We start from the raw sequence: 13,100 nt of genomic DNA on the forward strand, positions 1-13,100 counted from the left end.
TAATAGGCGTAGTTATTTACTTTTCTTCGACTCGTTAATGTTAACGTGTTGAATATCAAGACATTAAGGTGATTCAGAAATGGGATTCAAATGCGGTATCGTTGGTCTGCCTAACGTGGGCAAATCCACCCTGTTTAACGCGCTGACTAAAGCGGGCATCGAAGCGGCTAACTTCCCGTTCTGTACCATCGAGCCAAACACCGGTGTCGTACCCATGCCCGATCCACGTCTCGATCAGCTTGCGGAGATCGTAAAGCCGCAGCGCATTCTGCCAACCACTATGGAGTTCGTGGATATCGCAGGCCTAGTAAAAGGCGCATCGAAAGGTGAAGGCCTGGGTAACCAGTTCCTGACCAACATCCGTGAAACCGAAGCGATCGGCCACGTTGTGCGTTGCTTTGAGAACGACAACATCATCCACGTGAACAACAAAGTGGACCCGGCGGATGATATCGAGGTCATCAACACCGAGCTGGCACTGGCGGACCTGGATACCTGCGAGCGCGCCCTGCAGCGTGTGCAGAAGAAAGCCAAAGGCGGCGACAAAGACGCGAAAGCGGAACAGGCTGCGCTGGAAAAATGTCTGCCACAGCTCGAAAACGCGGGCATGCTGCGCGCGCTGAAAAACCTGACTGACGAAGACAAAGCGGCGATCAAATACCTGAGCTTCCTGACCCTGAAGCCGACCATGTACATTGCCAACGTCAATGAAGACGGTTTTGAAAACAACCCATACCTGGACAAAGTGCGTGAAATCGCAGCGGCGGAAGGTTCTGTGGTCGTGGCCGTGTGTGCGGCTGTCGAGTCTGATATCGCCGAGCTGGACGATGCCGACCGTGAAGAGTTCATGGCTGAGATGGGTCTGGAAGAGCCAGGTCTGAACCGCGTGATCCGCGCCGGTTACCAGCTGCTGAACCTGCAGACCTACTTCACCGCAGGCGTGAAAGAAGTGCGCGCCTGGACTATCCCTGTCGGCGCGACGGCACCACAGGCGGCGGGTAAAATCCACACCGACTTTGAGAAAGGCTTTATCCGTGCCCAGACCATCGCCTTTGAAGACTTTATCACCTACAAGGGTGAGCAAGGCGCGAAAGAAGCCGGCAAGATGCGTGCAGAAGGGAAAGACTACATCGTTAAAGATGGCGATGTGATGAACTTCCTGTTTAACGTTTAAAGGTCATGCATCTGCGGATGCGTTAACTGATCTGAAAAAAATCCACGCTATGGCGTGGATTTTTTTTATCAAAGGCTCGCTGTCTCGCCTGTAGAATCATTAAACAACATCGCCCATTATTACTCTGCTGAAGAGTAAAACCCCTTCCTGTACGCCGCAGGCGTCGTCGACAGCTGATTTTTGAAATGATGACGCATCGTCGCCACGCTGCCAAACCCCACCTCCTCCGCGATACGCTCAATCGACAGCTGGCTGTTCTCCAGCAGATCCTGGCTGCGGCTCAGGCGGGCATGGAGCAACCACTGGGCGGGTGTCTTGCCGGTGGTGGCGGTGAAACGGCGCAAAAAGGTACGCGGGCTCATCCCGACAAATTTTGCCAGCGACTCAACGGTATGCGGCTCGGCAAGCCTGGCATGCAGGTAGTCGAAGAGTGCCCCAAGGCGATGGCCTTCATACGCGACAGGCACCGCCTGCTGAATAAACTGGGCCTGACCGCCGTCGCGATGGGGCGACACCACCAGCCGACGCGCGACGCGGTTGGCCGCCACGCTGCCATAATCCCGGCGCACCAGGTGCAGACAAAGATCGATACCCGCCGCGCTGCCTGCGGAGGTCAATACATCACCGTTATCAATATACAGCACGTCAGGTGTGACCTTGATGGCGGGATAACGCTGTTGCAGCAGGTCGGTATAACGCCAGTGGGTGGTAGCCTGCCGGTTGTCGAGTAACCCTGCGGCGGCCAGCACAAAGACCCCGGAACAGATAGAGAGGATCCTCGCCCCACGTCGATGTGCCGCGACAAGCTGCTCGCACAGCGCGGCGGGCACCGGAACATCCGCCCCTCGCCAGCCGGGCACGATGATCGTTCCGGCCTCACTCAGCAGCTCCAGCCCGCCATCCACCACCAGTCTGAAGCCACCCGTTGCGCGTAACTCACCCGGATCAACACCCGCCACCGCAAAGCGATACCACTCCTGGCCCATCTCGGGGCGGGGCAGCGCGAAAATTTCGACAGCAATACCGAATTCAAAGGTACAGAGTCCGTCATAGGCCAGCACAACCACCAGAGGATTATTCATCACCGCGCTCAATGCGTTTTGTCATGATCTTGATGTTATCTGGCATTTCTGCCAGCTGTCAAAGCCGCGTCTCCGCCGTAGAGTAAAGACTCATTCCTGGAGGTGTTTATGAGCTATGTAACTGATTATCCTGCAGCGTCGCCAGATGTCGCAGCAAACCATTTTTTACAGCGACTGAGCGTGGAAACAGACTGCGACGATGTGCATACCGCGTTTAAAGAGGGGGATGTCGATTTTGTGTTGCTGCATGTGGTCGGCAGTCCGGAGGCGTTCGCCCGCCGTCATATTCCTGGGGCGCTGCACCTGCGACATCGCGATATGACCGAGCAAAGAATGGCGGAGTGGCCCTCCGATACAGTGTTTGTGGTCTATTGCGCCGGGCCGCACTGCAACGGTGCGGATCGCGCCGCGCTGAAGCTGGCGCAGATGGGCCGCCCGGTGAAAATTATGATTGGCGGAATGACCGGCTGGGCCGACGAAGGTTTTGCTTTTACCTCCCGGTAAAAGAGCCGCGATCCCGTTTGACCTGCGGGATCGCTGACATCTCTTTCACCTGCCCGACGCCGGATAGATCGTCTCTGTCGGCAGCACCCGCCGATCAAAACGCCGCAAGCCATAATAGAGCGCTGCGGTGCAGAACCACCCAATCACCCACGAGACATCGTTGTCGGCAAACAGCCAGGTCAGTGAGCCGTGGTAGAGCGGGTTTTCAATAAACGGCAGCTGGATCAACACGCCAACAACATAGACGCTGATGGCAAACATGTTCCAGTGCCCGTAGCGACCACGGGAATCGAACAGCGCCGGAATATCTACCGCTTTACGGGAGATAATAAAGTAATCGGTCAGGCTGATGGCGCTCCACGGTACGAAAAAGGCCAACAGGAACAACAGGAAATGGGTGAAATGCTTCAGGAACGCCGGTTCGCTCAGCAGCGCAATCACGCATGAGAGGGTCACCATCAGGACCACGAAGGTGACGCGGCTTTTCTGGCTCAGCGTCGTCTGTCGACGAAAACCCGAGACAATGGTGGTCAACGACATAAAACTGCCGTAGGCGTTAAGGGTGGTAAAGGTGATTTTGCCAAAGCAGATCGCAAAGTAGATCACCATCGCCATCGCCTCGCTTTTACCCAGCCCGACAATGTAACTCACCTCATGCCCCTTGAAGGCGCTGCCGGCGATTGCCGCGGTGATCACCCCGAGGGTCATGGACGCCTGGGTGCCCAGCACCGTACCGCTGAAGACGGAGAGAAAGGTCTTCACCCCTGAGACGTCCCGCGGCAGGTAGCGGGAATAGTCGGAGACGTAGGGACAAAAGGCGATCTGCCATGAGGAGGAGAGCGACACCGCCAGCAGGAACATCGGCATCGAGAAGTGGTTATTCTGCATCACAGCGCCCACATCGCTCGCGATCAGCAGAGCGATAAACAGATAGACAAACGCCAGCACCCCCACCACGCTCGCTACCTTGCCGAGCTTGTGGATCACCTTATATCCCAGCACCGCAATCACGATAATGATCGCGCTGAACAGGATCATACCGGCCACGTTCGAGACCGACAGCAGCCTGGCCATCGCCTGTCCTGCCAGCACTGTCCCGCTGGCGGAGAAGCCGACATACATCACGCATACCAGCGCCAGCGGGATCACCGCGCCCAGCACACCAAACTGGGCGCGACTGATGATCATCTGCGGCAGCCCGAGGCGCGGACCCTGCAGGGCATGAAATGACATCACCACCGCGCCCAGCACCTGCCCCACCAGCAAGCCAATGATGGACCACACCACATCCCCGCCCAGCACCACTGCCAGCGCCCCGGTCACGATGGCGGTGATCTGCAGATTGCCGCCAAACCACAGCGTAAACTGGCTGAAGGGGTGGCCGTGCCGTTCATTATCCGGGATGTAATCGATGGATCGTGTTTCCGAAATTCGCGTCCCGCCGCGCTTTGACTGCGCTTCTGAAGATGAAAAAGACGACATAGTTTCCTCTCTGAGTGGATGATTAATGCCCGTCAGAGACCCTGCTATACCCATGCAACGCCATATGACAGAACATGTATATACAACCATTGACATCCACCCACACGCATCTGATGATGGATTTGTGAACTGAGCTGTGAATAATTTGTAATTAAGATGAAAACTATATGTGATTGAGATGGGTTTCGATCGACAGTCAAATCAGGCATCGCCATTACTAATCCCCGCTTAAGACAGGAGTGCAGATGAGCAACAACAGACGAGCGGTACCCGGCATTCGCCATTACGCCGGTCCTGCGGGCGGCTGGGGCGCCTTAAAAGCCACGGCGATTGCCGTGCGTACGCAGATGGACACCTTCGACGCCCCCGCCACGCTGCTGCGCACCAACCAGCCCGACGGCTTCGACTGCCCGGGCTGCGCCTGGCCCGACAAAGAACACAAATCCACCTTTCAGTTCTGCGAGAACGGCGCCAAGGCGGTGACCTGGGAAGCGACCACAAAACGTGTCACCCCGGAATTTTTCGCTGAGCACACCGTCAGCACCCTGTGGTCAAAAAGTGATTTTGAGCTGGAAGGCTATGGGCGCCTGACCCATCCCATGAAATATGACCCGCAGAGCGATACTTTTCTTCCGGTGGCGTGGGACGAAGCCTTTGCCCGTATCGGCGAGGTGCTGCGGGGACTGGCCCCGGATGAGGTTGAGTTTTACACCTCCGGGCGCGCGTCAAACGAAGCCGCCTTCCTGTATCAGCTGTTTGCTCGCCAGCTGGGCACCAATAATTTTCCCGACTGCTCTAACATGTGCCACCAGGCCACCAGCGTCGGCCTGCCCCGCTCCATCGGGATTGGCAAAGGCACCGTCTCGCTGGAAGATTTCGACCATGCTGAGCTGGTGATCTCCATCGGCCATAACCCGGGCACCAACCATCCACGGATGATGGGCACCCTGCACGAGCTCTCCCGCCGGGGCGTGCCGATTATCGTTTTTAACCCGCTGCGCGAAACGGCGCTGGAGCGCTTCGCCGATCCGCAAAATGTCAAAGAGATGGCCACATACAGCGCCACCGATATCGCCTCGACGTACTATCAGGTGAAAGCCGGGGGCGACGCCGCGGCGTTAAAAGGTATCGCAAAACATCTGCTGGTGCTGGATGCGCTGGATCACGACTTTATCACCACCCACACGCAAGGGTTTACCGACTTTGCCACCGATATCGCCGCCACGAGCTGGGAGGCCATCGAGCGCGAGTCTGGCCTGAAGCGCGCCGATCTGGAGAACGTGGCGCGCCTCTACGCTAAATCCAGCGCCACCATCATCACCTACGGCATGGGGATCACCCAGCACAACAAGGGTACCGCCAATGTGCGTTTGATCGCCGATCTCCTGCTGCTGCGCGGCAATTTTGGCAAACCCGGCGCGGGCATCTGTCCGTTACGCGGCCACTCCAACGTACAGGGCAACCGCACCGTGGGGATCACCGAAAAACCGACCGCGGCCTTTCTGGACCGGCTGGGCACGGTGTTCGGCTTTACCCCGCCAGCCACCCACGGCCACGACGCGGTACAGGCGGCGCAGGCGATGATCAACGGCGAGGCCAAAGCGCTCCTCTGCCTCGGGGGGAATTTTGCGGTGGCGATGCCCGATCACGACAGGGCGTTTGCGGCGCTGAAACGTCTCGATCTCAGCGTACATGTCGCCACCAAGCTGAACCGCACCCATCTGCTGGTCGGGAAAGAGACATATCTTCTCCCCTGCCTGGGGCGCACCGAACTGGATATGCAGCAGAGCGGCCAGCAGTCGATCACCGTGGAAGACTCGATGTCGATGGTGCATGCCTCCCGCGGCAAGCTCAAACCGGCCTCTCCCTGGCTACGCTCGGAGCCCGCCATTGTCGCCGGTATCGCCCACGCCACCCTGCCCCACACCAAAACCGACTGGCTGGGTCTGGTGGAGGATTATGACCGCATTCGCGACGCTATCGAGCAGACACTGCCGGGCTTTGAGAACTTCAACGCCCGCATCCGGGTGCCGGGCGGATTTCGAATGCCACTGCCGCCCACGGAGCGTGTCTGGCCCACCGCCAGCGGCAAGGCGATGTTTTCGCTGTTTGAGGGCGTGAGTGAGAACAGCCCGGGCGAAGGCGAGCGTGTGCTGCGTCTGGTTACATTGCGTAGTCACGACCAGTACAACACTACCATCTATGCCCTGGATGACCGCTATCGCGGGGTGTTCGGTCGGCGCGACGTGCTGTTTATGAACGAAGAGGATATGCAACAGTTGGGGCTGGAGCATGGCGATCGGGTAGATATTCATACCGCCCTCCCCGGCTCACAGCAGCGTCTGGATGACATCACCGTGGTGGCTTACAGCATTGCCCCTGGCACGGTTGCTGGCTACTACCCGGAAGCAAACGTGCTGGTTCCGCTGGATTATCTCGATAAAGAGAGCGGTACGCCGTCGTACAAATCGGTGCCCGTCCGCCTGAGTCTGCGCTCAAAAGAGATCCGCGCCCTCTAATCTCTTCTCACGCCGTCACCGATCCGGTGTGTTGCCCGGATCGGTGACGCTCTCTCTGTTCAGTTTGGCGCCGGTCAGCAAATAAAATGGTCAGGTGGGTTCAGCATCTAACACTGACGTTCCGTAAGAATTGTCGATGGTGCACAGCCAGCGGTCATTTTCCAGACGGAATACATAGGTTGCACGCCGGGTTATCTCTGTTGTAACGCCCTGATCATCCGGGTAAAAAAGCTGGGATTCCATGATCACCAGCGCATCGCCTCCGCCTTCAATGATCTGGATATCACCCTGCTTCACAACGAGCTGATCCTGAAAATAATCAGAGATGGAAATAAAGGCGTTGCGGATATTGTCTTTACCTTTAACGATCATACCGGGCTTAATCACCAGCGCGGCGTCGTCGGCGTAGTGCTCCATCAGCGAGTCGAAATCTTTGGCTAAGATCGCCCTGTCACACGCCTTAATGATATTGCGAAGCGGGTGTTCGTACATGTGCATATTCCCTGTTCAGTGATTGCCTCTATTCACTGTATCACCAGCCGGCGCAATGTGTAGGCCAGGCAAGCGAAAGTGCCCGGCAGGCCTTTCTGGAAGAGGTCTCGCAAAGCCAAAAGTAAATCCATGTAATGCCAGATTGTGGGTTTTCATACTTCAATCATGGTCATAAAGTGACCGCATTGCGGCACATTTGCCATTGTGCCAGGGAACTATCAGGCGTTGTATGCAGGGCACAATAAGTGCGTATAGAAGAAGAGGTTTTTCTTGACGATTATGGTATGAGGAGAAAAAGATTCGTCTACGATCATCGGGTTCATCACAGCTACGTCTTTGTTACTGGTCACGAGGTATATACCGTGATTGTGGGCAGTCTGTTAGATGAAGCGACATTTACTCGGATCGGATATGAAATGCCGCCAGCCATTCCATTCCCGATCAATGGAATGGCAGAAGTCTGTTTTATACTTTCGACGGTATGGGGGGCCTGGCTGATTTTCGTCATATTAAATTCAAAGGATTAGGCAGCGCTGTTGTTTTGCAATCAGTTTCCCTGGCCCTAATCGCTCACGCAGAGAAACTTCACATCGGGGGATTTGTTTTTCAGGCGGCTTCTGGAGGCGTGGTGGATAAGGGGCGCCGCACTTCTCTGGAAGAGATCTATGACGTTCTGCTTGGGTTAAAAATTGTACCGCGCTACAATCCGCACACAGGGTTGCCAAAAAGAACGCCGCGACCACTGATACAGGGAGATTTCCATGCCTACAAGAGAGTTACAGAAGGGAGAGCCTGCTATGTCGTATTGCAATAAGCATGAACATTCCGCGCTTCTTGCCCCTGGTGACAGGGAAAAGAGAGTATTTCAGGCATTAGCATCTGCGGAGTTGCACACTCACGGCATCAGTGCAGAGGCATATATTCACGATCTTAAAGCCGAACTGGCTGCAGTTAAAAAACGATCTTCTGCCACCCTACTTCGCAAAAAACTAAATGCATCATCCGGGCGAGAATAACCCGACATCTGAGCGTAGCTTCCAGCAACAGGCCCAACAATCGGGCCTTATTTTTTGCAGATTAAGTGCCTAAAAAGTACCCCGCCGCGCAAAACGCCACCACTCCCGCGATCACCGTGGCAAATAATCCGCGGGTAAGAATGCCCACCAGAGTGGCAAACGCCGCCGCCAGCAGCGAGATGCTGATCCCCGAATCGGTCATTGCGGGTTTACTCATCAGTTCGGCGGCAACAAGGGCGGCCATGATGGCGGTAGGGATAAAGCTCAGCCACTGCAGCAACACTTCCGGCAGCCGAAAGCGGGATAACAGCAAGACCGGCACGGTGCGCATCAGGGCGGTGACCAGCGCCGAGGCGAGGATCGCCAGCAGAATATTTCTTTCCATCTTATTTTCCTTTCCGGGCGCGTAACAGTAGGGTTGCCAGCGTGGCAGCAAGGGATGCGGCCAGAATGACCACCAGACTGAGCGAGCTACTCCCGGCAGTCAGCAGCGTAATCGCCACCGCGACGACAATATTGATGGTTTCGAGGATCTTCCTGCGGCTGGCAAACCACATCATCAGGATCAGGCCGATAAACATCGACACCAGGCTGAATCCCAACCCCTCCATCAGCGAGGCGGGCAGCGTGGTTGCCAGCCATGCTCCGGCCACACAGGCGATGCTCCAGTTCAGCCAGGCGGTCACGTTCAGCCCCAGCATCCAGGGGTAGCTGATTTTGCCCTGCGGGCTGGCGCGCTGCACCGCCACGCCAAAGGTTTCGTCGGTCAGCAACAGCCCGCTGACCACTTTCTGCAGGGTGGTGTAGTCACGAAAAAAAACGCTCATGGAGGAGCTCATCAGCAGGTAGCGCAGGTTGACCAGCAGCACGCTCAGCACCACGGAGGCCATTTCCGCCCCTGCGGCCCAGAGTGAGTAAAACAGGAACTGCGCCGAACCGGCGTAGAGCGCGCTGGCCAACAGCGCGATTTGCCCGGTGGTAAACCCGGAGAGTGTGCCTATCGCCCCCGCCGCAAAGCCAATGCTCCAGTAGCCCGCAATGGTGGGGAGACAGGCAGCAATACCGGCCCGAAATTCGTCCGTGGCGGACGCGGGATGGCCGGTATTTATCTTCATCAACATCGTTTCTTCCCTTATATTACTTAGCTCAATAACTATCTTAAGAATCAACAGCAAACGCTATAGTAAAATCCCGCTTAGCAGTGAAATTTCTTCAGGTTGTGGGAGACGCGAAGGTGGCACGACAAAACGGCATTGCTGCCGCAGCCCGGTAATGCTTATTGCTCCCGGTGAAGCCCGCACCGGTTGGGCATTACGACGAGCGCACCGTGAAAGGCTCGCAATAACTCTTTTTGCGGGCCGATATCCGTCAGGCAAAAGGCTTTTTACGCTGCCACTTCGCCCAGCCCCTGACGGTAAAGGAGATTGCGCAGGCGAATTCTATTTTATGCGTACCTTTCCTTCTGATCATCGACGCGTCCTCTGACGCGTCTCTCCTTGGGTTCAAACCCGATAACGCGGCTTCAGAATGAAGGTTCTTTTTCTGAGCTTTTTAACGTTACAACTAGTGCTATGCTGCCCAGGATAACAAGCGCAGCCAGTAACACCATCTCCTGAAGACCAACCCTTGCCGATACCTGCCCGCCGGCAAGTGCCCCCGTACCGATGGCTGCATTGAAAATGGCGACATAGATGGCTGATGCAGGCTGTGCGGCCTCTTTCGCGCAACGGAGCAGCCAGGTCTGCAACCCAACGAACACAATTGCCATAGCGGCGCCCCAGATGGCCAGAAGCATGCCAGTGAGCCAGAGCGAAGGTGCGGCAACACTCTTCATACCAAGCATCCCCAACGCACCTGCACTGAGGAGCAAAGCGATCAAAATCAGCAATTTAATGTGTCGATCGATAAGTTTACCGGCAACAACATTCCCCAGCAGTCCGGAGAGGCCTGAAATCAGTAACAGTCCAGAAACGGAAGCCATCGGGACATTCCGGGTTTGGGTCAGCAGAGGCTCAAGATAGGTGAATGCCGCAAAGTGCGCCGAAATAATAGAGGCAGTCGCGCCATAGAGAGTGAGAAGCACCGGATTTTTAACCAGCCCACGATACACATCCAGCCTCAGTGGTTGGGGCGCCTTTATAGGCGGGAGCGTCCAGAATAAGAGAGAGGCGGCAGCCAATGACAGCACGGAAATTACCGTAAATGCATGGCGCCAACCGGTCATGTTTGCAACAAAACTGGCCAATGGTACGCCCATCACGCTGGCCGCCGAAACGCCGCCAAATATCACGGAGGTAGCCAGACCAAGCCTCTCTTGCGGAACAAGCTGTACAGCCACTGCGCCGATCAACGCCCAGAAAACACCGTGTGCCAGCGCCCCCGCCATACGTGCCGTCATAAACAGACTCATCGTGTGAACCTGGGTCACGGCCAGGCAAGAGAGCGCCAGAAACAGCATCAGTCCAACGAGCAGAGCCTTACGCGATATGCGTGACGGCATCGCGCCGGACAACAAGGCGGCCAGTGCGGCAACCCAGCCATAAGCCGTCACCGCAAGCCCCGCCCCGGATTCAGTCTGATTAAAATCCTTCGCCAGCGCGCTGAGCATACCTACGGGTGCAAGTTCGCTGGTGACAATCGAAAACGCGCTGATCCCGAGCGCAGCAACTGCTAACCAGGTGCGCGCTGGCACCGGATTTACCTGTAATACGGTATCGTTCATCTCATAAATACTCTTCAAAGAAAGCGGGGAAATATTTGAAGCGGTGCGGGTAGGAGCAGAATCAGGCTCCTACACCTTTCATCCCTTCTGGCGTATAACGTTCTCCGACAACCGGGAGAGTGGATAGCGCGATCCGCAACGCGTCCAGCTCGTCACCGCTGAGCTGGAGATCAAGCGCCGCGGCGTTTTCGCTAAGATGGTGGAGATTGCAGGTGCCCGGGATGGGCACAATGTTGTCTCCCTGCGCAAGTAACCAGGCCAGCGCAATCTGTGAGGGTGTGCAGCCTTTACTGACGGCAAGAGCTGTTATTACCTCCACCAGGGAGTGATTCTTTGCCAGGTTCTCTGCTTGGAAGCGAGGAAGCGTACTGCGAAAATCGCCATTCTGAGGTACCGGCTCATGTTGAAATCTGCCCGTCAGAAAGCCTCGTCCAAGGGGCGAATAGGCCACAAATCCTATCCCAAGCGTTTTACACAGTGGAATGACACTGGCCTTGGCCTCACGACTCCAGAGGGAATACTCTGTCTGAACCGCCGCGACAGGATGAACCGCGTGAGCGCGCCGGAGCGTCTCTGCACTGACCTCACATAATCCGATGTGGCCAATTTTCCCCTCCTTAACCAACTCCGCCAACCCGGCCATCGTCTCTTCAATCGCGGTGTTGCTGTCAATACGGTGCACGTAGTAGAGATCAATATGCTCCACGCCAAGGCGTTTAAGCGACGCTTCGCAGCTTTTGCGCGCGTAGTCGGGTCTGTTGCAGAGCTCTCTTTTGTATTCGCCAGGCTGTCGCACAATGCCAAATTTTGTTGCCAGCTTCAGGGCGGGCTGACGTGTTTTAATGAATTTCCCCAGTAATTCCTCGTTGTGCCAGGGGCCGTAGGTATCAGACGTGTCGAGAAAATTCATCCCCAAATCCAGTGCCTTATCCAGTACTGCCAAGGATGCCTCGTCGTCACGTGGCCCGTAGAACTCGCTCATACCCATACAACCCAGACCAAGCGCAGAAACAGTGAGGCAGGAAGTCAGATTACGTTTTTGCATGTTTATCTCCTTGTGAGGATTGCAGTATCATCCTGCGATAAGTGATAAAACAGAGCTGAAAACGGAGAGCCGTTTTCCATAATCGGAAAATATGAAAGCTGATTTTAACTGGGACGATACGCGGGTATTTCTGGCCATTGCCCGCGCGGGGACGCTGAGTGGCGCAGCGGAGGCCATGAATATGGGTATTGCCACGCTCTCAAGAAGACTGGATCGGCTTGAAAGCTCTCTGGCAGTACCGCTATTCAGCAGACATCAGAGCGGCTATCGGTTAACGGATGACGGGGAGGCGCTTCTGGAGCGGGCGGAGGCGCTTGAAAGTGCAGGGCTTGCCTTCGGGGAGTCTGCAAAATTACAGGTTAACGTCGCCGGGCTTGTTCGGCTGGCAACATCCGACAACCTGGCCACGCATTTTATTCTTCCTTCGCTGACAGGATTGCTGGATAGCTACCCCGATCTACGGGTTGAAGTACTCAGCGGCGTGTCGTCGGTCAATCTGCATCGCAGGGATGCCGATTTAGCGATACGTATGGTTAAACCTGACAGCGGAAATCTGACGCTGAAGCGGCTTGGCACCGTGGGATTCGGGCTTTACGCCGACCGGACATACTTAAAAAAATGGCAAGGTAAGGCCACTGAGTTACTGCTCAGTCATGGGCAGTATATTGGCTGGTCGGAATCTCATCAGCACCTGCCCGCTGCGCGGTGGGTAACACGGATGCTGCGGGGCAGGCCCTGCCGGGTAGAAGCGAATACGCTGGCAGCACAATTATCGGCCGTTTCAGCGGGTCTGGGGCTTGGAATTTTGCCGCACTTTATGGCGAGGGAAAACGCGCTACACTGCGTTAATTCAGATATTGGTGTGGATCAGACATTATGGTTAGTTATGCACTCAGATCTGGCACACTCCCGGCGAGTCAGAGTCGTTGCAGATCACTTGATAGCGTTATTTGAAGAGATGAACGATCGTCTCGCGATGCCCTGACCTTGTGCACTGTATATCTCAGGAGGCGCGCAAGTCTCTCCCCTGAACATAAACAGAAACCGGGCCCGCTTACTGCGGA

The 13,100-nt window shown here is 55.9% G+C and carries 12 protein-coding genes; 5 read left to right on the forward strand and 7 right to left on the reverse strand.

The features are described 5' to 3' along the window. Nucleotides 1-79 precede the first annotated feature (79 nt). Nucleotides 80-1,174 (forward strand): redox-regulated ATPase YchF, encoded by a 1,095-nt coding sequence (gene ychF, locus GNG26_RS13195; protein ID WP_103822293.1) that lies wholly within the window; start codon nt 80-82, stop codon nt 1,172-1,174. A gap of 119 nt (nt 1,175-1,293) precedes the next feature. Here ychF and ftrA read toward each other — a convergent pair whose 3' ends face one another. Next, nucleotides 1,294-2,256, reverse strand: a complete 963-nt coding sequence (gene ftrA / locus GNG26_RS13200; RefSeq protein WP_156239053.1) for a transcriptional regulator FtrA — start codon at nt 2,254-2,256, stop codon at nt 1,294-1,296. 108 nt (nt 2,257-2,364) lie between these two features. On the opposite strand from ftrA, the gene GNG26_RS13205 reads away from it, so the two are divergent. Then, the gene (locus GNG26_RS13205; protein WP_156239054.1) at nt 2,365-2,760 is read left to right on the forward strand and encodes a rhodanese-like domain-containing protein; all 396 of its coding nucleotides are present in this window, start codon (nt 2,365-2,367) and stop codon (nt 2,758-2,760) included. Between the two features lie 45 nt (nt 2,761-2,805). Here GNG26_RS13205 and GNG26_RS13210 read toward each other — a convergent pair whose 3' ends face one another. After that, nucleotides 2,806-4,191 (reverse strand): cytosine permease, encoded by a 1,386-nt coding sequence (locus tag GNG26_RS13210; RefSeq protein WP_197080165.1) that lies wholly within the window; start codon nt 4,189-4,191, stop codon nt 2,806-2,808. Between the two features lie 296 nt (nt 4,192-4,487). Between GNG26_RS13210 and GNG26_RS13215 the strand changes: the two genes are divergently transcribed. Next, nucleotides 4,488-6,761, forward strand: coding sequence for an FdhF/YdeP family oxidoreductase (locus GNG26_RS13215; protein ID WP_156239056.1), 2,274 nt, complete (start codon nt 4,488-4,490; stop codon nt 6,759-6,761). A 90-nt stretch (nt 6,762-6,851) separates the two neighbouring features. Here the strand turns inward: GNG26_RS13215 and GNG26_RS13220 are convergent, their stop codons facing one another. After that, entirely contained in the window at nt 6,852-7,253 is a 402-nt protein-coding gene (locus GNG26_RS13220) for an SgcJ/EcaC family oxidoreductase (protein WP_156239057.1), read from the reverse strand. A 761-nt stretch (nt 7,254-8,014) separates the two neighbouring features. Here GNG26_RS13220 and GNG26_RS13225 point away from each other — a divergent pair. Continuing rightward, on the forward strand, nt 8,015-8,269 hold the full coding sequence (locus tag GNG26_RS13225; protein ID WP_156239058.1) for a hypothetical protein: 255 nt from the start codon (nt 8,015-8,017) through the stop codon (nt 8,267-8,269). Between the two features lie 61 nt (nt 8,270-8,330). Here the strand turns inward: GNG26_RS13225 and GNG26_RS13230 are convergent, their stop codons facing one another. From GNG26_RS13230 to GNG26_RS13245, 4 genes are all read right to left on the reverse strand, one after another. After that, nucleotides 8,331-8,654, reverse strand: coding sequence for an AzlD domain-containing protein (locus GNG26_RS13230; RefSeq protein ID WP_103179964.1), 324 nt, complete (start codon nt 8,652-8,654; stop codon nt 8,331-8,333). 1 nt (nt 8,655) lies between these two features. Then, entirely contained in the window at nt 8,656-9,390 is a 735-nt protein-coding gene (locus tag GNG26_RS13235; protein ID WP_156239059.1) for an AzlC family ABC transporter permease, read from the reverse strand. A gap of 401 nt (nt 9,391-9,791) precedes the next feature. Beyond that, nucleotides 9,792-10,991: an MFS transporter gene (locus GNG26_RS13240; protein WP_156239060.1), complete on the reverse strand. Its 1,200-nt coding sequence runs from the start codon at nt 10,989-10,991 to the stop codon at nt 9,792-9,794. 61 nt (nt 10,992-11,052) lie between these two features. Then, nucleotides 11,053-12,036: an aldo/keto reductase gene (locus tag GNG26_RS13245; protein ID WP_156239061.1), complete on the reverse strand. Its 984-nt coding sequence runs from the start codon at nt 12,034-12,036 to the stop codon at nt 11,053-11,055. Nucleotides 12,037-12,127: 91 nt separating this feature from the next. Between GNG26_RS13245 and GNG26_RS13250 the strand changes: the two genes are divergently transcribed. Continuing rightward, nucleotides 12,128-13,021, forward strand: coding sequence for a LysR family transcriptional regulator (locus GNG26_RS13250; protein WP_114314686.1), 894 nt, complete (start codon nt 12,128-12,130; stop codon nt 13,019-13,021). The last annotated feature ends 79 nt before the right edge of the window (nt 13,022-13,100 follow it).

Source organism: Leclercia sp. J807 (assembly GCF_009734465.1).
In the GTDB taxonomy this organism is placed as follows: Bacteria; Pseudomonadota; Gammaproteobacteria; order Enterobacterales; family Enterobacteriaceae; genus Enterobacter.

What these genes read in the sequence shown, in the direction of transcription:
- GNG26_RS13230 (WP_103179964.1), bottom strand. Translation starts at nt 8,654, where the DNA reads ATGGAAAGAAATATTCTGCTGGCGATCCTCGCCTCGGCGCTGGTCACC.
- ychF (WP_103822293.1), top strand. Translation starts at nt 80, where the DNA reads ATGGGATTCAAATGCGGTATCGTTGGTCTGCCTAACGTGGGCAAATCC.
- GNG26_RS13225 (WP_156239058.1), top strand. Translation starts at nt 8,015, where the DNA reads ATGCCTACAAGAGAGTTACAGAAGGGAGAGCCTGCTATGTCGTATTGC.
- GNG26_RS13250 (WP_114314686.1), top strand. Translation starts at nt 12,128, where the DNA reads ATGAAAGCTGATTTTAACTGGGACGATACGCGGGTATTTCTGGCCATT.
- GNG26_RS13220 (WP_156239057.1), bottom strand. Translation starts at nt 7,253, where the DNA reads ATGTACGAACACCCGCTTCGCAATATCATTAAGGCGTGTGACAGGGCG.
- GNG26_RS13235 (WP_156239059.1), bottom strand. Translation starts at nt 9,390, where the DNA reads ATGTTGATGAAGATAAATACCGGCCATCCCGCGTCCGCCACGGACGAA.
- ftrA (WP_156239053.1), bottom strand. Translation starts at nt 2,256, where the DNA reads ATGAATAATCCTCTGGTGGTTGTGCTGGCCTATGACGGACTCTGTACC.
- GNG26_RS13245 (WP_156239061.1), bottom strand. Translation starts at nt 12,036, where the DNA reads ATGCAAAAACGTAATCTGACTTCCTGCCTCACTGTTTCTGCGCTTGGT.
- GNG26_RS13205 (WP_156239054.1), top strand. Translation starts at nt 2,365, where the DNA reads ATGAGCTATGTAACTGATTATCCTGCAGCGTCGCCAGATGTCGCAGCA.
- GNG26_RS13240 (WP_156239060.1), bottom strand. Translation starts at nt 10,991, where the DNA reads ATGAACGATACCGTATTACAGGTAAATCCGGTGCCAGCGCGCACCTGG.
- GNG26_RS13215 (WP_156239056.1), top strand. Translation starts at nt 4,488, where the DNA reads ATGAGCAACAACAGACGAGCGGTACCCGGCATTCGCCATTACGCCGGT.